This window comes from Cobetia sp. 3AK (assembly GCF_029846335.1).
GTDB classification, from domain to species: Bacteria; Pseudomonadota; Gammaproteobacteria; order Pseudomonadales; family Halomonadaceae; genus Cobetia; species Cobetia marina.
Genome location: NZ_JARWKR010000003.1, coordinates 116,665 through 140,548, shown reverse-complemented (window position 1 = coordinate 140,548; position 23,884 = coordinate 116,665). Strand labels below are relative to the sequence as shown.

The window sequence follows — 23,884 nt, the reverse complement described above, 5'->3', positions numbered from 1 at the left end:
CGCCACCGTCAATCCTCTGGGGCAGCGATTGCGGGATAGGTGAGTCACCAGAGTCACGAGAGCATCTTGAGCGGGCCTGTCATCAGACAGGCCCGCTCTGCGTTTCGGCCCGCTCAAGGCTGATCAGGCAGGTCGCTCAAGGCTGATCAGGCAGGTCGCTCAAGGCTGATCAGGCAGGTCGCTCAAGGCTGAAGAGACTGTCGGTGCGCGCATAATCGCTGCCGGCCATGCGCCCGATGGCGCGCAGCACCTCATTGTCGACATGGCGGCCATCCCAGACCTCGGGGTCTGCATGGACCACCACGACCTCGGCGAGCACCAGTGAGCCGGACAGGGGCTGGTCTCCCAGGTGGATGATGTCGCGGAGTCGGCAACCGAAGGCGATCGGCGCGCCGTCCACGCGGGGGACCTGCAGCGGCGGCATGGCTAGCTTGTTCAAACCGGCGTGGGCGAATTCATCCTCGCTGGCCGCGAGGCTGGCACTGGTGAGATTGAGTGCCTCGCTCATGGCCTCGCCCCCGATATGGATGACACATTCCGCCACCTGTCCGAGGTTGTCGAGAGTGTCCTTGGTACGCCCTTCGCCGTTGCGCAGCGGGCTGAAGGCCAGCACCGGTGGATTGACGCTTGCCACGGTGAAGAACGAGAACGGCGCCAGATTGGCATTGCCGGCGGTATCGATCGTCGAGACCCAGGCAATGGGCCGCGGCGCGATGCTGCCCGAGAACAGCCGATAGAGAATGCTGGCGGGTAGCTGGTCGGCGTCGAGCAGGACATGGCTGGCGGAGGGGGACTGGTCAGTCGTCATCGGGCGCTGCTCCATCGGGTAGACAGGTGCCCCTGGCAGGGGAGGGCGATGCGCAAGCGAGGTTCGATGTCGAGAAGCAGCGTCGAGAAGGCAGGGCTCGTGATCGCTCAGCGGCGCTGCATCAGGGTCTCGAATCTCGTCTCGACATGCCGCCTGCTCCCTTGCGGCAAGGGGGTGAACAGCAGGATAGCGCGTGTCCCTGCAGGAACAAACCTCCAAGTCTCGTTGCGCCGCGGCATGCGTATCAATGATTCGGGAGGATAGTCTGTACGGGAAAAGGAAAGTGAAAAATCAGAAAGATCATTGGCGACATTTCTGGTGTGGTCAATTGTCGCATCCCTTGACCTGATGCTGAAACATGGTTCCTGAGATGCCATCACGTTCTTCAGGCCTGGTGGCTCCGCAGGACTTTTCAGAGACTTGGCTGGCACTTGTGTGGTGTTTTTGTATCCATTTGGTATCTATTTGGTGTTTATTTGTAAAATTTTTATGAAATGGCGCGAGGCGTCATCTGATGAAAAAAGACTGAATATGAACAAATGATGAGGACAAAGTCGCTGGATTGTGACAACGATTTCATCCATTCGTGCGGGAATGAAAAATGTCATGGTGAATCAATATAAGGAGAATTACGTCACGATTTCCAGAGCAGGATGGGAAATTATAATGGAACGAAGTGCGGCATTTTTTGCAATTGAGAGTGTGAAAAAGACGTCGGTGATCTCGGTCCGTCGGTAGGCAGGCAGTCAGGCGTCTCGATGTGACGAGGTGTTTCTGCCAGGCGGCACTCCTTGCGCGGGTGCCATTGCACGCACTTCTTTGAATGAATATTGCTGTATTTATTGTTTTGTTGAAATTTTATACTCTTTTCGTGCTTGGGGTTGGCGTTTCCCGTGGGGCCTCGGCGGGCGCTCGTGGACCTGGGAAGGCACGTGAGTCGGGAAATGGTCATCGCGCAATGCGGGGGTGGCCAGAGCCTTGTCGGCGGGAGGAGTCAGGGCACCTCGAAGGGAGGAAATTCCGGATTGGCGTCTGGCCGCCCAAGTGACGCCGTGTTGCCTGTCAATATGATTGACGCCTTCGTCAGGTTCCTCGTTCAGTGGTCAGGGCATAACCCGAACGCGTGAGGGAGGGCATCGTCCTCTCCCGATGGTGATTGGCTGCGCGCGCGAGGGGAAATTGATCGGCAGGTGCGACTACCTGCGTCAGTGTGCCCCGTAGTCAGCCCCCCTGATTTTTCTCTATCCTGTGCCCCGCCTGCGGGAAATCCTCTGATTTCGTTCGAACGATCGACGGCTTCCTGTTGGTCATTTCTTCGAACGCTGTGTTCCACATGTGGGCTCGTCATGACGTCATGGCGTGTTCCAACGAGGTCGTGAGATGAGAAAAAGCCTAATGCGGGGGGCTCTGCGGGGACTCCCCATCCTCGCGGGATTGTTGATGCTGTCCGGCTGTGATGCCGTGCTCTTCGATCCCAAGGGACCCATCGGTGAATCCGAGAAGTCGCTGATTCTGACTGCTACCTACCTGATGCTCGTGGTCGTTGTCCCGGTCATCTTCATGACGCTGTGGTTTGCTTGGCGCTATCGCGATACCAAGCAGAGCAAGGCGACCTATACGCCCAACTGGGCGCATTCCACCAAGATCGAGATCGTGGTCTGGGGCATTCCGTGCCTGATCATCCTCGCGCTGGGCATCCTGACCTGGAAGAGCACGCATGAGCTGGACCCGCGTGCCGAGATCCAGGATGGCGGCGAGCCGATCGAGGTTCAGGTCGTGTCGATGGACTGGAAGTGGCTGTTCATCTATCCGGAGCAGGGCATCGCGACAGTCAATGAGCTGGCCATGCCGGTGGATCGCCAGGTGCGCTTCCACATCACCTCCGAGACCGTGATGAACTCGTTCTTCGTCCCGCAGCTCGGCAGCCAGATCTACGCGATGGCAGGCATGGAAAACCGCCTGCACCTGATCGGCAACGAAGTGGGTACCTATGACGGTATCTCTGCCAGCTACAGCGGCGCCGGCTTCGCTGACATGCACTTCAAGGCGCATGTGATGAGCGAAGGCGACTTCGACGCCTGGATCGAGAAAGCGCGTGGCAGCAGCAAGGTGCTGGATGACGCCGGCTACGAGGCACTCAAGGAGCCGAGCGAAGACGTGGCACCCACCTTCTATGGTCAGGTCAAGCCGAATCTGTACGAACAGATCATGGCGCCCTACATGGATGGCATGGAGCTGGGCATGGGTGACATGAAGATGGGGGGCAAGCATCACGGCGAGTCCGCCCACGACATGTCAGGCCATGACGCTGCCGGTCACGCTGAATCTGCGATGGCAACCGAGGAATAAGCAATGCTTGGAAAACTCACAATAGAGGCTGTTCCGTATCACGAGCCGATCGTCATGATCGTGCTTGCGGCGGTAATCCTCGGTGGTGCAGCCCTGTTCGGCTTCATCACGGTAAAGAAAAAGTGGGCCTACCTGTGGAATGAGTGGTTCACCTCTGTCGATCACAAGAAGATCGGCATGATGTACATCATCGTCGCGCTGGTGATGCTGATTCGTGGTTTCTCCGATGCGATCATGATGCGTTCCCAGCAGATGCTGGCGTCCACCGGCGGTCACGGCTATCTGCCCCCGGATCACTACGACCAGATCTTCACTGCCCACGGCGTGATCATGATCTTCTTCGTGGCGATGCCGCTGGTCATCGGTCTGATCAACGTCGTCGTGCCGCTGCAGATCGGCGCACGTGACGTGGCGTTCCCGTTCCTGAACTCGCTGAGCTTCTGGCTGTTCGTGGTCGGCGCGCTGCTGGTCAACATCTCGCTGGGTCTGGGCGAGTTCGCCAAGACCGGCTGGCTGGCCTATCCGCCGTTGTCGGGGGCCAATTACAGTCCCGGGGTCGGGGTGGATTACTGGATCTGGTCATTGCAGATTTCCGGTGTCGGTACCCTGCTGACAGGTGTCAACTTCGTCGCCACCATCCTCAAGATGCGTGCGCCGGGCATGACCCTGATGAAAATGCCGGTCTTCACCTGGACCGCACTGTGCGCCAACGTCCTGATCATCGCGGCCTTCCCGATCCTGACCGCGACCATCGCGATGCTGACGCTCGACCGTTATCTTGATTTCCACTTCTTCACCAATGACCTTGGTGGAAACATGATGATGTACGTCAACCTCATCTGGGCCTGGGGCCATCCTGAGGTGTACATCCTGGTGTTGCCGGTCTTCGGTGTGTTCTCCGAAGTCATCTCCACCTTCTCCAAGAAGAAGCTGTTCGGTTACACCTCTCTGGTGTGGGCGACCATCGTCATCACGATCCTGTCGTTCGTCGTCTGGCTGCACCACTTCTTCACCATGGGTGCCGGCGCTGACGTGAATGCCTTCTTCGGTATCGCGACGATGATCATCTCGATCCCGACGGGCGTGAAGATCTTCAACTGGCTGTTCACCATGTACCGCGGTCGTGTCGAGATGACCTCTCCGGTGCTGTGGACCCTCGGCTTCATGGTCACCTTCACCATCGGTGGCATGACCGGTGTCCTGCTGGCCGTGCCGGGCGCCAACTACGTCCTGCACAACTCGCTGTTCCTGATCGCCCACTTCCACAACGTCATCATCGGCGGCGTGGTCTTCGGTGCGATGGCCGGTATCACTTACTGGTTCCCGAAAGCGACCGGCTTCATGCTGTGCGAGAAGTGGGGCAAGCGTTCCTTCTGGTTCTGGATCACTGGCTTCTACCTCGCCTTCATGCCGCTGTACATCCTCGGCTTCATGGGCATGACCCGTCGTCTGCAGCACGTCGACAACCCGCTGTGGGTGCCGTACCTGGTCGTCGCCTTCATCGGTGCCTGCCTGATCATGATCGGTATCGCGTGCACCGTGATCCAGATCGCGGTCAGCATCAAGGACCGCAAGAAGCTGCAGGACACCACTGGCGATATCTGGGGCGCGCGTACGCTGGAGTGGAGCACCACTTCACCGGCACCGTTCTACAACTTCGCTCACGAGCCGCAGGTCTCTGAACTCGACGAGTTCTGGGAAATGAAGGAACGCGGTATCGAGCAGGAGGCCAAGAAGCCTTATGCGCCGATCCACATGCCGCGCAACGCAGCGGCCGGTGTCATCATCTCCGCCTTCAGCCTGGTGTTCGGTTTCGCGCTGATCTGGCACATCTGGTGGATGGCCGTGGTCGGGCTGGTCGGCATGGCCGTCAGCTTCATCGTGCGCACCTTCAACTATGACATCGACTACTACGTGTCCGTCGAGGAAGTGGAGCGTGTCGAGCGCGAAGGTCGCGAGCGTCGTGCCCTGCCCAGCGCCCGCACACCTAACGACACAGTGGTTCAGGGGTAATCATGGCGAACAATGCAATGACATCTCATGATGGGGCGCACGACGCCCATGACGATCACGAGCATCACGATACCAATGGCCTGAAGGTCTTCGGTTTCTGGCTCTATCTGCTGAGCGACTGCATCCTGTTCGCGATGCTGTTCGCAGGCTATGTGGTACTCAGCCAGGCGTATGCCGGCGGCCCGACGGGCGCCGAGATCTTCGAGCTTGACTTCGTGCTGGTCGAGACCGCGCTGCTGTTGGCCTCGAGCTTCACCTACGGCCTGGCGATGCTGGGCATGAACCGCGGAGATAGCTCCGCGGTGATCAAGTGGCTGATGATCACCTTCGCCTGTGGTGCGGGCTTCATCGCGATGGAAATCTATGAGTTCCATCACCTGATCGTGAATGGCCATGGCCCGGACAAGTCCGCGTTCCTGTCAGCCTTCTTCACGCTGGTCGGTACCCACGGTCTGCACGTGACCGTCGGTCTGGTCTGGATGGCGCTGCTGATCATCCAGGTCAAGCAGAAAGGCCTGACGGAAATGCATCGTGGTCGTCTGATGATGCTCAGCCTGTTCTGGCACTTCCTGGACGTCATCTGGATCTGCGTCTTCACCGTCGTCTATCTCACAGGAGTGATGCTATGAGCCATTCCAACAACGACCACAACGACAATCACGGCAGCGTCAAGCAGTACGTGACCGGTCTGATCCTCTCCATCATCCTGACCATCATCCCGTTCGGGATGGTGATGATGATGGACGATCCGGGTGTCGGCGTGATCTGGGCCATCTACGGCTTCGCCATCGCTCAGGTCTTCGTGCAGCTGTACTTCTTCCTGCACCTGGACGGCTCCAAGGAGCAGAGCTGGAATGTCATGGCCATGCTGTTCACCCTGGTGATCGTGGCAATCGTCGTTGGTGGTTCCATGTGGATCATGATCGAGCTGAATCAGAACATGATGCCCATCTGATAGCGTGAGCCTGATGATCAAGGACTACCTGCGTACCACCAAGCCGGGCATTATCTTCGGCAACCTGATCACCGTCAGCGGCGGCTTCTTTCTCGCTTCCGGTGGTGAGGTGGATTGGGCGCTGTTCATCGCCACCCTGGTCGGGGTGGCGTTGATCGTGGCCTCAGGCTGTGTGTTCAACAACTGCATCGATCGCGACATCGATCGTCACATGGCGCGTACCCAGGGCCGTGCTCTGGTGCAGGGCGACATCTCGCTGACGGGGGCCTTCGTCTTCGGCAGCGTGCTGGGCCTTGCGGGCTTCTGGCTTCTGGCCGCGATGACCAATCTCATGGCGATGATCGCCGTGGGTCTGGGCTTCGTGATCTACGTCGGGGCCTACAGCATGTGGCTCAAGCGTGGCTCGGTGTATGGCACCCTCATCGGTTCACTGTCCGGCGCCGCGCCGCCAGTGGTCGGTTACCTGGCTGTCACCGGCCAGGCGGACATGGGGGCGCTGCTGCTGTTGATCATCTTCAGCATGTGGCAGATGCCGCATTCCTATGCGATTGCCATGTTCCGTGTCGATGACTATCGGGCCGCCAATATTCCGGTACTCCCGGTAGCGCGAGGCATGGAGCATGCCAAGCGTGTAGTGACGGGGTACATTGCCGGCTTCATCCCGGTGTCGCTGTTGCTGACACTGTGGGGATATACCGGCATCTGGTATCTGGTAGTCGCGACCGTCACGGGTGGCTGGTGGCTGTATCTGGCCGCCTGGCGCCTCAAGGATCAGCCTGATGCCTCCTGGGCACGCAAGCTGTTCGGCTTCTCCATCATCATCGTCATGGCGCTCAGCCTGATGATGAGTCTGGACACGCAGCTGTAATCCAGCCGTAGTATCTCTCGGGTGACCGCCTTCGGCGTGTTGCCCGGGTGAAAGCCAAAAAAACCCGCCACCGGCTTGCCGGTGGCGGGTTTTTTCTTGTCTGTCCTTTGGAGTCCAGATTTCGAGGACTCAAGGACTCAAGCCCTCAGGCCCTCAGGCCAGCTGCAGATGCGGCTCCTGCTGTTCCTTGAGCGCTTCCTGCATGCGCTCGGCATACCAGTCGACGAAGTCGACGACGCCGAACTCGAAGGTCGCCGAGTAGGGGCCGGGCTGATAGGCGCTGGAGTTGACGCCGCGCTGGTTCTCTTCCACCAGCTGACGGTCCTGATCATTGGTGGCGTCCCACACCTTGCGCAGCTTCGCCAGGTCGTAGTCGACACCTTCCACCGCGTCCTTGTGCACCAGCCACTTGGTGGTCACGCGGGTCTTGAGGGGGCCGATCGGGTCGACCTGGAAAACCACGGCGTGATCGCCCATGAAGTGGTTCCAGGAGTTGGGCAGGTTGAGGATGCGCAGCGAGCCCATGTCGGGGCTCTGCAGGCGACCCAGCAGCTTCTTGCACGCCGGCGTGCCGTCCGTGGTCATCGAGACGGTGCCTTCCAGCAGCGGCGTGCGCGTCATGCGATTGCGGCGACCGAAGCGCACCAGCTGATAGGGCACCTTCTCGGCATCCCAGTCGGCCTGCTTCTTGGCGACCAGCGCCTTGTAGGCTTCGGTGGCTCGCGGGTCATCGGTGTCATCGAATTCCTGCAGGGTGTTGAGCAGCTCCGGGTGGGAGCCGTCGCAGTGATAGCACTCGCGATTGTTCTCGATCACCAGCTTCCAGTTGCCTTCCTCGATGATGGAGGAGCTGGCCGCGACCTTGACGTTCTCCATGTCGTAGGGCTTGAGGTAGAACTCCAGCGTCTTGAAGAACGGCTCACAGTTCTCGGGCTGCTCGGCGAGGTTGATGAACAGCATGCCGCCGGCTGAACGTACGTGGACGGGGTGCAGGCCGTAGTCACTGGTATCGAAGGTGGTGCCCATGTCGGAACCGGCGAACAGCAGACGGCCATCCAGTTCATAGGTCCACTTGTGATAGCCGCACACCAGCTTGGCGACCTTGCCGCGCTCGGTGCTGCACAGGCGAGACCCGCGATGGCGACAGACGTTATGGAAGGCATGGATGGCCCCGTTGTCACCGCGCACGATGATGATCGGGCTGTTGCCCACGTCCATGGTCATGAAGTTGCCCTTGAGCGGGATCTCGCTGCCGAGACCGGCAAACAGCCACTCGCGCTCGAAGATCTCCTTCATGTCGAGATCGAACAGGCGCTGATCATTGTAGAAGGGCTGGGGCAGGGTATAGCCGGGACTGCGGGCCTGTAGAAGCCGCGCGGCGGCCTCGCGTACCGCCTGACGCTGCTGGTCCTGAGCGTGTTCCAATAGATCGCTCATCGCGATGTCCTCGCACGGTCGGTAGGCGCCGGGAGCAGGGTCGCCTTGGGTTGAGTGAATGTGCTGATCATTGTTGTTGTGAAGCCGGGACAGAGGAAACGAGTGAACAGACCATTACCGGGCAGCACCGCGGCAGACATCAGCGCACCTATGAGTCAGCGCACCTATGAGTCAGCGCACCTATGAGTCAGCGCACCTATGAGTGAGTGCCGATGCATCGCGCGGTGCGTCGTCCCGTCCTGGTCGGTTCGGGTGTCGAGGGCGGCGCAGGCAGAGGGGCCGCTCGCTCAACAGGATAGTCAGCGTGGAAGTTCAGGCAGCCCGCATGATATCCGGTGGCTTTGCCACGCATGGATCGCAGTGTGGCTGAGGTCAAGTCGCGACTTGTGTCTGATGGCGACGCTCAATGATGTATTTCCGACGCCGGTCGTCTGCGCAGGGCCTTCGAGGCACAGGCAGGTGCAGCGGTGAGGCGGGGGCAGGGCACTGCGGGGTCGTGATTGGAGGGATCGGGCATGTTTCTGTCGTGCACGGATAAATGCTTGCCGGACGCTGACTCGACAATCCAGAGCATGTCCCACCGTTGGTCGCGCACGCAGCGCAGGGTGGCCTGACACTGTCTCTTCAAGAACTGACACTGCCCCTTCAAGAACATGTCTCCAAGAACAACATGCCCAGCGAGGCCTTCATGAGCACCACACTCAGCAACTTCAACCCGGTTACGACGCAGACCTGGACCAACGGTCGACATAGCGTGCGCTGCGTGAAGGTCATTCAGGAAACCTGGGATGTGCGCACCTTCTGTTTCATGGCCGAACAGCCGGTGATGTTCTTCTTCAAGCCGGGGCAGTTCGTGACCCTGGAGCTGGAGATCGATGCTCAGCAGATCATGCGCTCCTACACCATCTCCAGCTCGCCGTCGGTGCCCTACAGCTTCTCGATCACCGTCAAGCGCGTGCCGGGCGGACTGGTCTCCAACTGGCTGCATGACAATCTGAACGAAGGTGACGAGCTGGCCGTGCACGGCCCGGTGGGCAACTTCAACTGCATCGACTATCCGGCAGAACGCATCCTGATGCTGTCAGGCGGGGTTGGCATCACGCCGCTGATGTCGATGGCCCGCTGGTACTTCGACACCAATGCCAACGTGGACATCGCCTTCTTGCACAGCGCCCGCAGCCCGCGCGACATCATCTTCTGGCGTCAGCTCGAGTTCATGGATTCGCGGGTGCCGGAATTCAACATGCACATCATCTGCGAGCGCTTCGAGACCGGTCAGACCTGGTCGGGCTACCGCGGCTATCTGACCGACGCCATGCTCGAGATGATCGCGCCGGACTTCATGGAGCGCGAGATCTTCTGCTGCGGCCCGACTCCCTACATGAATGCGATCAAGCATCTGCTTCGCAGCCATGGCTTCGACATGAGTCGCTACCACGAGGAGTCCTTCGGGGCCACGCCGGTGGAGGTCGAGGAGGAGGCCATCGAGCAGGCCGAGCAGGCGGAAGTGCTGGCCGATGAGCTGGACCGCGCCGACCTGACGCGCGTCGAGTTCGCCACGACCGGCAAGTCGGTGCAGATCGCCCCGGGCGAGACTGTCCACGCCGCCGCCGCCAAGCTCGGCCTGCATATTCCGAAGGCCTGCGGCATGGGCATCTGCGGCACCTGCCGCGTGCAGAAGGTCTCCGGGGAGGTCGCGATGGAGCACAACGGCGGCATCACCGATGAAGACGTCGCGGATGGCTTCATCCTGTCCTGCTGCAGCGTGCCCAACGGGGATGTGGTGATCGATTACTGATCTCGCCCTCTCTCGCCGGCAAGATGACATTGGCGACAGGTTTGAGGAGAGGTGAATGAATCTCGTGCAAGTGATTGGCAGAAAGTCGTAGACGATGTCGCATTCAGGGAGGTAGATGCCGCTGTCAGCCATCTGGAGCGGCGTCAGTCGATTAGCGTGGGGGTACAACAAGTACAACTGGCTAATGGAGCAATACCTCATGACTCGTGATGTTGATGCACCGCAACGCCCCTCTCTGCCCATGGCCAGCCTGCCGATTCTGGCAACCCTGGCCGTGCTGGCCCTGCAACTCTTCGTCTTTGGCGAATTCACTCCTCACGTGCCGCTGATCTGTGGTGTCGCCATGACGGCGCTGGTCGGTTGGAAGCTGGGGCACGGCTGGTCGGCGATGGAAGAGGGCATGATGCGCATCGTGCGTGTCGGCCTGCCCTCCATCGCCATCCTCATTCTTGTCGGCATGACGGTCGGGGTGTGGATCGCCTCGGGCAGCGTGCCGATGATCATCTATTACGGGCTCAAGCTGATCTCGCCGGAATACTTCCTCGCGACGGCGATGCTGCTGTGCTCGGTGGTCTCGGTCACGCTCGGCACCAGCTGGGGCACCGTGGGCACCGTGGGGCTGGCCTTGATGGGCATCGGCGCCGGTTTCGGCATTCCACCGTGGTGGACGGCCGGTGCCGTGGTCTCCGGGGCCTTCTTCGGCGACAAGGTCTCTCCCCTGTCGGACACCACCAACCTCGCTCCCGCCGTCACCGGGGTGAATCTGTTCGCCCACATCCGCAACATGATGCCCACCACCATCCCCTCGATGCTGATCGCCCTGGTGATCTACCTGGTCGCCGGCAACCTGCTCGCCGCCGGGCAGACACTGGATCTCGAACGCATCACCGCGATTACCCAGGGCCTGGACGGGGCCTTCGAATTCAATCTGTGGGTGCTGGTGCCGCCGCTGCTGGTGATGACACTGGCCATCGCCCGCATGCCGGCGTTGCCGGCGCTGTTCGTCGGGGTGCTGGCCGGGGCGGTAGTGGCCTATGGTGTCCAGGGCGAGGCCATCAAGGCGCTGTTCGGTTACATGCAGAGCGGCTACACCCTGAATACCGGCGTCAGCGAGATCGACAGCCTGCTCAATCGCGGCGGCCTCATGTCGATGGCCTGGGTCATCCTGCTGGTGATGATCGCACTGGCCTTCGGCGGGATGCTGGAGGTGATCGGCTGTCTCGAAGCGCTGTGCGCCGCCGTGCTGGTCAAGGTGCGCGGCATCTTCGGGCTGCAGGTCGCGGCCAGTTCCACTGCCGCGCTGACCAACGTCATCGCGGGCGACCCCTACCTCTCGATCGCCTTGCCGGGACGCATGTACGCACCGATCTTCCGTGGCGAAGGCTACTCGACCCTCAACCTGTCCCGCTCTCTGGAAGAGGGTGGCACGCTGGTCTCGCCGCTGGTGCCCTGGAATGCCAGTGGCGCCGTGGTCATCAGTTCGCTGGGGCTGATCACCAGTGGTGGCAGTCTCGAGGGGCTGCTCTACATTCCGCTGGCCTTCGCCTGCTGGTTATCGCCGCTGATCGGGCTGCTTTACACCCTGGCGGGACGCTTCATCGTTCGCGCCGACGATGCTGAGCGCGCCGAATGGGCGGACAAGGGCCATGCCGTGGTCTCCCTGGCGCAACTTCGGGACACGACACGGCAGACCGCACAGGCGGGACGACCGCTGCAGGCGCACGGTTGAGCGCCTCAAGCATGAGGGTTCTACGACTTCATGCTCAGGTTCATGAGCAAGTCGACTCGCGCAGGATGACGGCACAAACCATCTGGAGGAAGTGCCGGCCTCGAGACTACGCTTCAGGTGTTGCCGACAGGAAGCCTGCTGGCTGTCAGGAAGGTCGTTGCGGGGTGCCCGCAAGCGCGATCCCCGTATCGTGCACCAGAGACCGACACTTCCTCTGCCAGCTTCCAGCTGCAGATCGAGAGCGGAAGACATCCTGAACGATGCGTGATGGCCACTCCCGTCACGGGAAAATCGGAAAAAAGGGCAATGTCTCATCAAGGGAACGGTTCACTGCCCCCAGGCTGAGAGGCAGTGACGGACGACTAGAACAGCCGGCAGAACAGGAAAGTTTCGCACTGCGGGAGCACGACGCATGCCTGGGCATGTGGAGATGGGCTCCCGCGGTGCGGCCACTTTCTGCAGGAAGATACCCACGACCACGCATGCCTCGGCCTGCGTGGTTTTTTCATGCGCCGAGCAAGCGCCGGGGCATGCCCGGCAGACATCACTGCCCCATCTCGGCCCCCAGCACGGCGAGCAGCGCCGGCAGGTAGAGGAAGGCCGCCAGGGTCGAGCAGAAGACCAGCGTGGCCACGTATTCCGGCTCGCGGCCTGCCTTCTGGGCAAACATGTAGTTGTAGACCGCCACCGGCATGGCCATCTGCATCACCAGCACGTGCAACGCCAGCGGCGGCAGCTCCAGCAGCGTGCCGATTCCCCAGGCGCAGGCGGCGGCGAAGGGGATGCGCAGGGCGCTGAAGCCCACGCCTGCCGCCAGATTCCTGACGCGGATACTGGCCAGCGAGACGCCAAGGGTGATCAGCATCAGCGGCACGGTGAAGCCGGAGATCAGCTCCAGGCTGTTGGCCACGAAGCGCGGCATGTGGATGTCACTGAGCAGCAGGGTGGTGGCGAGGATACTGGCCCAGATGGTCGGGGATCGCACGACGCTGCGCAGCGGGTTGCCGCTGGTGCTGGCAAGCCAGGCACCGAGCGTGAACTGCAGAAGCGACATGGTGACCATGATGGTGATGGCGTAGGCGAAGCCGGCCTGGCCGAAGGCATACAGGGACACGGGCAGGCCCATGTTGCCGACGTTGGAGAACAGCAGCGGGGCCACCGCGACCTTCCACGGCTTGCCGATCAGGCGAGAGAACGGCCAGCTCAGGGCCAGCAGCAGCGCCATTACCGTGAGGGTCGCCAGGCCTGTGCGCAGGAAGCTGGAATTGTCGATCTCGGCACTGCCCAACGCGTTGAGAATCAGTGCCGGTGTGCCGATGTAGAGCACCAGCCGAGTGACGAAGGCCATGGGGTATTCATTGCCCAGGCGCACCCAGAAGAAGCCGATGGCGGCGCCACACAGCACCGGAGCCATCACCGCCAGCAGTTCCATCAACATGCCACCTTCCTCCTTGTCTTCCCGTTTCGCCCTGAGTCTTCCCGTATCGCCCTGAGCGCGACAGCCCTTGCTGTCTGCGTATCTTCGCATATGCCTGTCGCTAGCATACCTGCCTTGTGGCGCCAGCCCGAGTCGCAACTGCGCAGGCATGTCGCATTCGCACTGCACGGTGACGCTGACAAGCAGCCTGCCCGTCAGGGGCGGGGCTAGTATCGGAGCACATCTGCAAGGTTTGACCTGCCGGGTCCTCATGACCCCTCTGCATTTCCAACGACAACATCCGATAACCGGAGGCGCGCAATGTCTCAGCAACATGGCTACACCCGTGATGACCGACTGGCCAGACTCGATCCCGCTCTGGCCGAGGCCATTCTCGAAGAGACAGCGCGTCAGGAAGCGCATATCGAGCTGATCGCCTCCGAGAACTATGCAAGCCCGCTGGTGATGGAAGCCCAGGGCAGCCAGCTGACCAACAAGTATGCCGAAGGGTATCCGGGCAAGCGCTACTACGGTGGCTGCGAATTCGTCGACAAGGTCGAGACACTGGCCATCGAACGTGCCTGTGCGCTGTTCGGCTGTGACTACGCCAACGTGCAGCCGCACTCCGGTGCCCAGGCCAATGCCGCCGTGTTCATGGCGCTGGTCTCGCCGGGCGACACCATTCTCGGCATGAGCCTGGCGCATGGCGGTCACCTGACCCACGGCGCCGCCCCCAACTTCTCCGGCAAGCACTACAACGCCATCCAGTACGGCCTGACCGAAAGCGGCGAGCTGGACTACGAGGAGATGGAGCGTCTGGCGCGCGAGCACAAGCCGAAGATGATCATCGCCGGCTTCTCCGCCTACTCGCGCGTGGTCAACTGGCGTCGTTTCCGCGACATCGCCGACGAGATCGGTGCCTGGCTGATGGTCGACATGGCCCACGTGGCCGGTCTGGTCGCGGCGGGTCACTACCCGAGCCCGATCCCCCACGCCCATGTCGTCACCACCACCACGCACAAGACCCTGCGCGGCCCGCGTGGCGGCCTGATTCTCTCCGCCACCGGCGACGAGGCACTGTACAAGAAGCTCAATGGTGCCGTCTTCCCGGGTCAGCAGGGTGGCCCGCTGATGCATGTCATCGCTGCCAAGGCCGCGGCCTTCAAGGAGGCGATGAGTCAGGACTTCGTCAGCTACCAGGCGCGCGTGATCACCAATGCTCGCGTGATGGCTCACGTCTTCATGGAACGCGGCTATGACGTGGTCTCCGGCGGCACCGATGACCACCTGTTCCTCGTCTCGCTGATCCGTCAGGGCGTGACCGGCAAGGACGCGGATGCCTCTCTGGGTCGCGCCCACATCACCGTCAACAAGAACAGCGTGCCGAATGATCCGCAGAGTCCCTTCGTGACCTCCGGCCTGCGCATCGGCACACCGGCCGCCACCACGCGCGGCTTCGGCGAGGCGGAATGCGAGGCGCTGGCCGGCTGGATCTGCGACCTGCTCGACGCGCTGTCCAGCGGCGAGAGCGACAAGGTCGAGGCTGAAGTGCGCGGCAAGGTCGAGGAAGTCTGTGCACGCTTCCCGGTCTACGCCTCCGCCAGCATCACTGATACCGCCGAGATTGCCTGAACAGGGCGCTGGCGAGAGACAACGATAACCACGACACATGCCGCAAGCGCAGAGACATCACTCGGGTGACAACAACAGACATCACTCGGGCGAGAGCACCGGACAGCGCTTGCGGTGGCAAAGATGTGAGGAGGGTGGCAAATGCAGCGTTACTCGGGATTCGGGCTGGTCAAGCATGCGCTCAGCCACCATGAGAACTGGCAGAAGGTCTGGCGTAGCCCAGAACCCAAGAAGGAATACGACGTCATCATCGTCGGTGGCGGCGGGCATGGACTGGCCACGGCCTACTACCTGGCCAAGGAACACGGCATCACCAATGTCGCGGTGATCGAGAAGGGCTGGCTGGGCGGTGGCAACACCGCGCGCAACACCACCCTGGTGCGCTCCAACTATCTGTGGGACGAGGCGGCGGCGCTCTACGAGCACTCCATGAAGCTGTGGGAAGGCCTGTCCCAGGACCTGAACTACAACGTGATGTTCTCCCAGCGTGGCGTGCTCAACCTGGGCCACACCCTGCAGGACATGCGTGACATCCAGCGCCGCGTGAACGCCAACCGTCTGCAGGGCATCGACGGCGAGGTGCTGGACACCCGGCAGGTGCAGGAACTGGTGCCGGCGATGGACTGCTCCAGCCGCGCACGCTATCCGATTCTCGGTGCCTCCTGGCAGCCGCGCGGTGGCGTGGCGCGTCACGACGCCGTGGCCTGGGGCTTCGCGCGCGGTGCCGACAGCCTCGGCGTCGACCTGATCCAGCAGACCGAGGTCACCGGCTTCCGCAAGCAGGATGGCGCCATCGTCGGGGTGGAAACCTCGCGCGGCTTCATCGGTGCCAAGCGTGTCGGCGTGGTCACCGCTGGCAACTCCGGGGTGATGGCCGAGAAGGCCGGCTTCCGTCTGCCGCTGGAATCCCACCCGCTGCAGGCGCTGGTCTCCGAGCCGCTCAAGCCGATTCTCGACACCGTGGTGATGTCCAACCACGTCCACGGCTATGTCAGCCAGTCGGACAAGGGCGACCTGGTCATCGGGGCCGGCATCGACGGCTACGTGGGCTACGGTCAGCGTGGCAGCTACCCGACCATCGAGCACACCCTGCAGGCCATCGTCGAGATGTTCCCGATCTTCTCGCGGGTGCGCATGAACCGTCAGTGGGGCGGCATCGTCGACACCTGTCCGGACGCCTGCCCGATCATTTCCAAGACGCCCGTGAAGGGGCTCTATTTCAACTGCGGTTGGGGCACCGGTGGCTTCAAGGCCACGCCCGGTTCCGGCAACGTCTTTGCCTGGACACTGGCCAAGGGGCGCACCCATCCGCTGGCAGAACCCTTCTCCTATGACCGTTTCAACACGGGCAAGCTGATCGACGAACATGGCGCCGCCGGCGTCGCGCACTGAACCTGCCGTCAGGAGACGACCGACCATGATGCATATCTTCTGTCCCTACTGCGGCGAGCTGCGCGAGGAAGAGGAATTCCACGTCAAGGGCCAGGCGCATATCGAGCGCCCGAAGGACCCCGAAGCCTGCTCCGATGCCGAGTGGGGGGATTATCTGTTCTTCCGCAACAACCCGCGTGGCGTTCATCACGAGCTGTGGATTCACGCCGTGGGCTGTCGCAAGTATTTCAACATCACCCGCCACACCGTGACCTACGAGATTCTCGAGACCTATCGCATGGGCGAGCAGCCCACCATCACCGGTGAGACGAAAGCCGATCCGACCACGCAAGCCAAGGGGGTGAGCGCATGAGCCAGCAAGACCACCAGACCGCCGCTGCCCCGCGCCGTCTCGCCTCGGGTGGACGCATCGATCGCGCCACGCCGTTGACCTTCACCTTCAATGGCAAGCGCTATCAGGGCCTGGCAGGCGATACCCTCGCCTCGGCGCTGATGGCCAACGGCCTCGATGTGCTCAACGCCAGCTTCAAGTATGCGCGTCCGCGGGGCCTGGTCGCCGCCGGTGCCGAAGAGCCCAACGCCATCCTGCAGCTGGGCAGCACCGAAGCGGGCCAGGTGCCCAACGTGCGTGCCACCCAGCAGGCGCTTTACGACGGCCTGGAAGCCCACGCCGTCAGCGGCTGGGTCAAGGCCCAGAAGGACCTGATGAGCCGTTTCCTGCCGCAGGTCGGCAAGCTGGGCGGCAAGTTCATGCCGCCGGGCTTCTACTACAAGACCTTCATGGCGCCGGCCTCGCTGTGGATGACCTATGAAAAGTACATCCGCAAGGCCGCCGGTCTCGGGCGTTCTCCGCTCGAGGACGACCCGGACATCTATGATCACCTGCATCAGCACACCGATGTGCTGGTGATCGGCTCCGGCCCGGCGGGCCTGATGGCGGCGCTGGTCGCGGCCCGCAGTGGCGCGCGCGTCATCCTGTGTGACGAGCAGGAAGAGCTGGGTGGCTCACTGCTCTCCATGTCGGCGGACTGTCTCGATCAGACCCTGGACGGCAAGCCCGCCATCGAATGGCGTGACGCCGTGCTGGCGGAGCTTGCGGCCTGTGAGGATGTGCAGCTGCTGCCGCGCACCACCGCCAACGGCTATCACGATCACAACTTCGTGACCCTGCACGAGCGCCGCACCGAGCATCAGGCCGATCTCGCACCGCGCAATGCCCGTGGCGCCCAGCAGGCACGCTCCCGTCTGCATCGCGTGCGCGCCCACCGCGTCATCATGGCCACTGGCGCCCACGAGCGGCCGCTGGTCTACAGCCACAACGATGTGCCGGGCAACCTGCTGGCCGGTGCCGTCACCACCTATCTGACCCGTTACGGCGTCGCCGCCGGCAACAAGCTGGTGCTGTCGGTCAACAACGACCACGCCTATCGCGCGGCGCTGGCATGGAAGGCGGCCGGTCGTGAGGTGGTCGCGATCGCTGATGCGCGTCCGGCCCCTGCCGGCGTGATGGTCGAGGCGGCGCGTGCCGCCGGCATCCGCATCATCGCCGGCTCCGCCGTGATCGAGGCCAAGGGTGAGCGCCGCGTGACGGGCGCGCGCATCGCGGCCATCGATATCGATGGATTTACTGTCACCGGTGAAGTGGAAGAGCTCGCCTGCGACACCATCGCCAGTTCCGGCGGCTACAGCCCGGTGGTTCACCTGGCGGCGCACACCGGCGCGCGTCCGGTATGGAGTGATGAGATCCACGGCTTCCTGCCGGCGCTGGGCGCACCGATGCTCAAGGGCTTCGATGCCTGCGGCGCCGCCAATGGCAGCTTCGCGCTGGAAGATGCGCTGGTCGCGGCCTATGCCAGCGGTGTCGCCGCGGTGGAAGCCTGCGAGTTCGAGATCGCCCAGGCCGAGGTGCCAGCGGTGTCCGAGCTTGCGGAATCCCCGATGCTGCCGCTCTATCAGGTGCCGCATGACAAGCCCACCGCACGCGCACCCAAGCAGTTCGTCGATCTGCAGAACGACGTCACTGCCGCCGGGATCGAGCTCGCCACCCGCGAAGGCTTCGAGTCCATCGAGCACGTCAAGCGCTACACCGCGATGGGCTTCGGCACCGACCAGGGCAAGCTGGGCAACATCAACGGCATGGCGGTCGCCGCGCGCTGTCTGGGGCAGACCATCCCCGACACCGGCACCACCGTATTCCGCCCCAACTACACACCGGTGACCTTCGGCGCCATCGTCGGCCGTCACTGCGGCGAGCTGTTCGACCCGATCCGCTACACCGCGATGCACGAATGGCACGTGGCGCAAGGCGCCAAGTTCGAGGATGTCGGCCAGTGGAAGCGCCCCTGGTACTACCCGCAGGGCAGTGAGGACATGCATGCCGCCGTCGAGCGCGAGTGTCTGGCGGTGCGCGAGAAGGTCGGCGTGCTGGATGCCTCGACCCTGGGCAAGATCGACATCACCGGTCGCGATGCGCGCGAATTCCTCAACCGCATCTACACCAACGCCTGGGCCAAGCTGGGCGTCGGCAAGGCGCGCTACGGCCTGATGTGTCACGACGACGGCATGGTGATGGACGACGGTGTCACCACCTGTCTGGCCGAAGACCACTTCCTGATGACCACCACCACCGGTGGCGCGGCCTCGATCCTTGAGTGGCTGGAACTGTGGCACCAGACCGAATGGCCGGAGCTGGACGTGCAGATGACCAGCGTCACCGATCACTGGGCGACCCTGACCGTCACCGGCCCCGAGGCGCGTGCGCTGGTCGGCGAGCTGACCGATATCGACCTCGACCGCGACAGCTTCAAGTTCATGGAAGTGCGTGAAGGGCTGATCGCCGACATTCCCGGGCGCATCTTCCGCATCTCCTTCACCGGCGAGCTGTCCTACGAGCTCAACGTGCCGGCCAACTACGGGCTGCATGTCTGGAAGCGTCTGTTCGAGTGCGGCAAGAAATACGGCCTCACGCCCTACGGCACCGAGACCATGCACGTGCTGCGCGCCGAGAAGGGCTTCATCATCGTCGGCCAGGACACCGATGGCTCGATCACCCCGGAAGACCTCGGCATGCAGTGGTGTGTCGGCTACAACAAGCCGTATTCCTGGATCGGCAAGCGTGCGCTGTCGCGTCCGGATACCCGCCGCGATGACCGCAAGCAGATGGTCGGCCTGATTCCGACGCGCAAGAAGGCCGGCGATGAGCGCATCGTGCTGCCGGAAGGCTCGCAGATCGTCTTCGACCCCGAGCACGCCATCCCGATGCCGATGGTCGGCCACGTGACCTCCAGCTACTACAGCCCGACGCTGGGACATGGCTTCGCGCTGGCGGTGGTCAAGGGCGGTGCCAAGCGCATCGGCGAGACGGTGTTCCTGCCGCAGGCCGATGGCACGACGCTGGAAGCCGAAATCACCTCACCGGTGTTCTACGACAAGAAAGGGGAGCGCCAGCATGTCTGATGCCACCACACTCGACCCGCAAGCGGGTGCCGCCGTCGAGGCGCAGCCGCAGGACATGACAAGTTCTCAGACGTCGGTGATCGACCAGCGCCCGACGCCTGAAGTTCACGCCCAGAGCGCCCGTTCGCCGCTGGCGCATCTGTTCACGGCCCGCGATGACGGCGATGCCGGCGTCGTGCTGCAGGAGAAGGCGTTTCTCGGTCATCTGACGCTGCGCGGTGATCCCGCGCAGCCGGGCTTCGCCGAGGGGGTCGAGGCGGCGCTGGGGCTGGCGCTGCCGCTGACACCGGCAACCCTCCACCAGAATGAGGGCGGTCGCTCGATCCAGTGGCTGTCACCGGATGAGTGGCTGATCCTGGTGCCCGGCGAGGAAGCCTTCGCTGTCGAGAAGGCGCTGCATGAGCGGCTTTCGGGGCGCTATCAGGTGGTCAACGTCAGTGGTGGCCAGACCGCCATCTCGCTGAGTGGCGACCAGGCGCGTCAGGTGCTGATGAAGTCGACGCCTACCGATGTGCACCCGCGAGCCTTCCCGGTCGGGCGGGGCGTACCGGCGGTGTTCGCCAAGGCGACGCTGGTGCTGCGCCGCGTCAGCGAGAGCGAATTCGAGCTGGTGGTGCGCAGAAGCTTCGCCGATTACCTCGGCCGCTGGCTGCTGGATGCCAGCGAGGAATTCGGGGTCTGCATCAAGGCCTGAGATCTGCGTCTGGAGAGAGGTCTGCGTCTGGAGAGAGCTCTGTCGCAGGCGCACGCCATGATCTGAATCAACTGCCAGGGGCCTTGCCCGGGCCAGGAGGCGGGCTTCAGAAATACTGAAGCCCGCCTCAATAATATTGGTTTGTCGCGCAGGGCCCCGGATGCAACCCTGACGTTGCAGCTTCCAACAATGAATAATCTTTACATGACAGGCACCTATGTATGCGTGATACCTGGATTCTGACCGCCCAATGTCCCAGCCGTATCGGCACGGTGGACGTCGTGACACGCTACCTGCGCGAGCAGGGCTGCTATATCACCGAGCTCAATTCCTTCGATGACCGCCTGTCGGGGCGCTTCTTCATCCGGGCCGAATTCCGGCCGCAGACCGAGGCCGGCGAACTCAGCGACAGCTTTGACGCCGCCGGTTTCGAGCAGGGCCTGGGCACGCGTGCCGCCGACTTCGAGATGGACGTCAGCCTGAGTGCGCCGGAGGAGCGCATGAAGGTGGTCATCATGGTCTCGCGCTCGGACCACTGCCTGAACGACCTGCTCTATCGGCATCGCATCGGCCAGCTGCCGATGGACATCACCGCCGTCATCTCCAACCACCCGGACATGGCGCCGCTGGCCGAGTGGCATGGCCTGCCCTATCACCACCTGCCGATCACCGCCGAGACCAAGGCCGAGCAGGAAGCGCAGGTGTGGCAGATCGTGCAGGACACCGGTGCCGAGCTGGTGATTCTGGCGCGCTACATGCAGGTGCTGTCGAGTGACATGTGCGAGAAGCTCTCGGGGCGGGCGATCAACATCCACCACTCGCTGCTGCCGGGCTTCAAGGGCGCGCGCCCCTATCACCAGGCCTACGAGAAGGGCGTCAAGCTGGTCGGTGCCACCGCGCACTACATCAACGATGATCTCGATGAAGGGCCGATCATCACCCAGGGCGTCGAGACGGTGGATCACGCCCACTATCCGGAAGACCTGATCGCCAAGGGCCGTGATATCGAGTGCCTGACCCTGTCGCGTGGCGTGCGTTATCACCTCGAGCGCCGCGTCTTCCTGCATGACAGGCGCACGGTGGTGTTCGGCAACTGAGTGCAGATGGCGAAAAGAGAAACGCTGAAACACGAAGCCCGCGATCAGGAGGTCGCGGGCTTCGTGTCTTCTGGCGTCGTGTCTTCTGGCTGCGTGTCTTCTGGCGGTGAGGCCTCTCAACGAGAGCGACTCAGCCCGACTTGCGCAGGCTCCACAGGAAGTAGCTGCCGCCGATCAGCGAGGCCATCAGGCCGGCGGGGATCTCGTAGGGCGAGAGCAGCTGACGGCCCAGCCAGTCCGCCAGCACCATCAGCAGCGCCCCGCACAGCACCGCGCCGAGCATGTGCTCTCGCGCGCGGCTCAGCCCCAGCAGACGCGCCAGATGCGGTGCCAGCAGGCCGACGAAGGACAGCGGGCCGACGATCAGGGTCGCCAGCGCGGTGAGCACCGCCACCGCACCCAGCAGCACCAGACGGGCGCGGGTCACGCCGATGCCCAGCGCACTGGCGCTCGCCATGCCCAGCGGCAGGATGTCCAGCCAGCGCGCCAGCGGGCGCACCAGCAGCACCGCGACGATCGCCAGCGCGAGCACGCCAACCGCCGCGGAGAGGCCCACGTAGTAGGTGGAGCCGGACAGCCAGGCCAGAATCTGCTGACCGCGCGGGTCCCCATCGGCGAGGATGATGCCGCGCACCGCATCGTAGAGCGCCGTGATCGCCACCCCGCACAGCAGCACGCGTTCGGGGATGAAACCGCTGCGATGATTGAGCGCCACCAGCAGCGCCAGACAGGCCAGTGCCCCGCAGACGCCCGCGCCCAGCAGGGTCAGCTGGCCCGGTTCCGGCACCAGCAGCAGTGTCAGCATCAACGCGATGGCGGTGCCGCCGCTGATGCCGAGAATCTCGGGGCTGGCCATCGGGTTGCTGGTCAGGCGCTGCAACAGCGTCCCGGCGAGGGCCAGCAGCACGCCGGCGCCTGCCGCCGCCAGCACGCGTGGCAGGCGGAAGTCCAGCACGCTGGTCTGGCCTGACAGCAACTGTTGGAGCATGTCACCGCCAAGCGTCCAGCCATCGGCGCCATTGCCGACGAGAAGCGCCAGCAGCAGGGCGATGATGACCCCGGCCAGCAGCCAGCCCAGCAGGCGGTCGGGACGGGGATGACGATGCGTCAGTGACATGTCGTGATGACTGGCGGGGCCTGCTCCCTGCGCCATCTTCAGGCGCGGAATCAGCCACAGCAGCAGCGGCGCGCCGAGGGCCGCCGTCATCGCGCCGGTGGGAATCAGGTTGGGCAGCAGGCCATCGAGACTGGCGACCACCAGGTCCGTCACCGCCAGCAGCAGTGCCCCGAACAGCGGTGCCCACAGCAGGCGCTGACCCAGGCGGCGTGCGCCCATCAGACGCACGCAGGCCGGCGCGGCCAGGCCGATGAAGCCTATGATGCCCAGCACGCTGACCACGCAGGCGCTCAGGAATACCGCCAGCCCCAGGCTCATCAGACGCAGCTTGCGCAGCGAGACGCCCAGGCTTCTGGCATTGGCCTCGTCGAGATCCAGTACCGCCAGCGGGCGCATCAGCACCAGTGCCAGCAGCATGCCCGGCAGCAGACGGGTGATCAGCGTGGTCACGCCGTCCCAGCCGTTCTGCGCCAGCGAGCCTGCGCCCCATACCAGGGTGCCGTGAAGGGCTTCCTGATGGAACAGCAACAGCACCATGCCCAGCGCGCCGATGTAGAGGTTGACCACCAGACCCGCCAGCACCACCACGGTCGGCGACATGCCACGCGCCCAGGCCAGCGCGAATACCAGCCCCATGGCGGCCAGGCCACCGGCCAGCGCGACCCATTCTCGGCCGAGCTGGAAGCCGTCACCTCCAAGACCCGTGCCGGCCATCAGCGCCGGGGCGAACAGCGTCGCCAGCATCATCGCCAGACTCGCGCCACTGGCAACGCCAAGGGTAGTGGGCGCGGCCAGCGGGTTGCGCAGCACCTGCTGCATCAGCACCCCCGCCATCCCCAGCGCAGCCCCGGCCAGCAGCGCGCAGACCAATCGCGGCCACCAGCTGACATGGGCCACCAGCTGGGCGGAGAGCAGGGCACTGTCTGCCTGGCCGAGACTGGCGGCATTCGTGACATCGGGGGATGTCCACAGTGCGGTCAGGCCCTGCATCAGGCTCAGGCCGTCACGGTTGAGGGCGAGGCTGCCCAGCACCAGCAGGGCCAGCGTGAGCAGACTGCAGGCTCTGCCGGGAGTGAGCCGAAGGGGATTGGGGGCGGAAGAGGAACGCTCTCTCATGACCTG

Annotated in this window: 17 protein-coding genes; 13 read left to right on the top strand and 4 right to left on the bottom strand. The window is 63.1% G+C overall.

All coding sequences use genetic code 11. The annotated features are described in order from the left end of the window. Positions 1-169 precede the first annotated feature (169 nt). Positions 170-808, bottom strand: coding sequence for a flavin reductase family protein (locus QD228_RS05365; RefSeq protein ID WP_191236555.1), 639 nt, complete (start codon positions 806-808; stop codon positions 170-172). Positions 809-2,188: 1,380 nt separating this feature from the next. Here QD228_RS05365 and cyoA point away from each other — a divergent pair. From cyoA to cyoE, 5 genes are read left to right on the top strand one after another with little or no spacing between them, the layout of a single operon-like run. Beyond that, entirely contained in the window at positions 2,189-3,157 is a 969-nt protein-coding gene (gene cyoA / locus QD228_RS05360; RefSeq protein ID WP_077379075.1) for a ubiquinol oxidase subunit II, read from the top strand. 3 nt (positions 3,158-3,160) lie between these two features. Further along, positions 3,161-5,170, top strand: a complete 2,010-nt coding sequence (cyoB, locus tag QD228_RS05355; protein WP_136939036.1) for a cytochrome o ubiquinol oxidase subunit I — start codon at positions 3,161-3,163, stop codon at positions 5,168-5,170. A gap of 2 nt (positions 5,171-5,172) precedes the next feature. Further along, the gene (cyoC, locus tag QD228_RS05350; RefSeq protein WP_077379079.1) at positions 5,173-5,799 is read left to right on the top strand and encodes a cytochrome o ubiquinol oxidase subunit III; all 627 of its coding nucleotides are present in this window, start codon (positions 5,173-5,175) and stop codon (positions 5,797-5,799) included. Beyond that, positions 5,796-6,125, top strand: a complete 330-nt coding sequence (cyoD, locus tag QD228_RS05345) for a cytochrome o ubiquinol oxidase subunit IV (protein WP_054555337.1) — start codon at positions 5,796-5,798, stop codon at positions 6,123-6,125. The genes cyoC and cyoD overlap by 4 nt, the downstream gene beginning before the upstream one ends. Before the next feature lie 13 nt (positions 6,126-6,138). Beyond that, positions 6,139-6,993, top strand: coding sequence for a heme o synthase (gene cyoE / locus QD228_RS05340; protein WP_084209346.1), 855 nt, complete (start codon positions 6,139-6,141; stop codon positions 6,991-6,993). Between the two features lie 153 nt (positions 6,994-7,146). On the opposite strand, the gene QD228_RS05335 is transcribed toward cyoE, so the two are convergent. Continuing rightward, entirely contained in the window at positions 7,147-8,430 is a 1,284-nt protein-coding gene (locus tag QD228_RS05335; RefSeq protein ID WP_077379084.1) for an aromatic ring-hydroxylating dioxygenase subunit alpha, read from the bottom strand. Positions 8,431-9,118: 688 nt separating this feature from the next. Between QD228_RS05335 and QD228_RS05330 the strand changes: the two genes are divergently transcribed. Continuing rightward, complete coding sequence (locus QD228_RS05330) at positions 9,119-10,228, top strand: hybrid-cluster NAD(P)-dependent oxidoreductase (RefSeq protein ID WP_077379384.1); 1,110 nt, start codon at positions 9,119-9,121, stop codon at positions 10,226-10,228. A 199-nt stretch (positions 10,229-10,427) separates the two neighbouring features. Further along, the gene (gene nhaC / locus QD228_RS05325) at positions 10,428-11,957 is read left to right on the top strand and encodes a Na+/H+ antiporter NhaC (RefSeq protein WP_244994954.1); all 1,530 of its coding nucleotides are present in this window, start codon (positions 10,428-10,430) and stop codon (positions 11,955-11,957) included. Positions 11,958-12,501: 544 nt separating this feature from the next. Here the strand turns inward: nhaC and QD228_RS05320 are convergent. Then, entirely contained in the window at positions 12,502-13,395 is an 894-nt protein-coding gene (locus QD228_RS05320; protein ID WP_084209344.1) for an AEC family transporter, read from the bottom strand. Between the two features lie 300 nt (positions 13,396-13,695). Between QD228_RS05320 and glyA the strand changes: the two genes are divergently transcribed. The 6 genes from glyA to purU all read left to right on the top strand — a co-directional run bounded on the left by glyA (position 13,696) and on the right by purU (position 21,645). Further along, a complete protein-coding gene (glyA, locus tag QD228_RS05315) occupies positions 13,696-15,006 on the top strand; it encodes a serine hydroxymethyltransferase (RefSeq protein WP_279874713.1) in 1,311 nt (436 codons plus the stop codon). A gap of 141 nt (positions 15,007-15,147) precedes the next feature. Beyond that, positions 15,148-16,398 carry a sarcosine oxidase subunit beta family protein gene (locus tag QD228_RS05310; RefSeq protein ID WP_084209343.1) on the top strand — a complete coding sequence of 417 codons (1,251 nt, stop codon included), beginning with the start codon at positions 15,148-15,150 and terminating at the stop codon, positions 16,396-16,398. Positions 16,399-16,423: 25 nt separating this feature from the next. Further along, the gene (locus QD228_RS05305; protein ID WP_043333138.1) at positions 16,424-16,750 is read left to right on the top strand and encodes a sarcosine oxidase subunit delta; all 327 of its coding nucleotides are present in this window, start codon (positions 16,424-16,426) and stop codon (positions 16,748-16,750) included. Further along, the gene (locus QD228_RS05300) at positions 16,747-19,854 is read left to right on the top strand and encodes a sarcosine oxidase subunit alpha family protein (protein ID WP_279874712.1); all 3,108 of its coding nucleotides are present in this window, start codon (positions 16,747-16,749) and stop codon (positions 19,852-19,854) included. Before QD228_RS05305 ends, QD228_RS05300 begins: the two co-directional genes overlap by 4 nt. Further along, entirely contained in the window at positions 19,847-20,548 is a 702-nt protein-coding gene (soxG, locus tag QD228_RS05295; RefSeq protein ID WP_279874711.1) for a sarcosine oxidase subunit gamma family protein, read from the top strand. Before QD228_RS05300 ends, soxG begins: the two co-directional genes overlap by 8 nt. A gap of 221 nt (positions 20,549-20,769) precedes the next feature. Next, positions 20,770-21,645: a formyltetrahydrofolate deformylase gene (purU, locus tag QD228_RS05290; RefSeq protein ID WP_136939031.1), complete on the top strand. Its 876-nt coding sequence runs from the start codon at positions 20,770-20,772 to the stop codon at positions 21,643-21,645. Positions 21,646-21,775: 130 nt separating this feature from the next. Here purU and fhuB read toward each other — a convergent pair whose 3' ends face one another. Continuing rightward, positions 21,776-23,878: a Fe(3+)-hydroxamate ABC transporter permease FhuB gene (fhuB, locus tag QD228_RS05285; protein ID WP_279874709.1), complete on the bottom strand. Its 2,103-nt coding sequence runs from the start codon at positions 23,876-23,878 to the stop codon at positions 21,776-21,778. Positions 23,879-23,884: the final 6 nt, after the last annotated feature.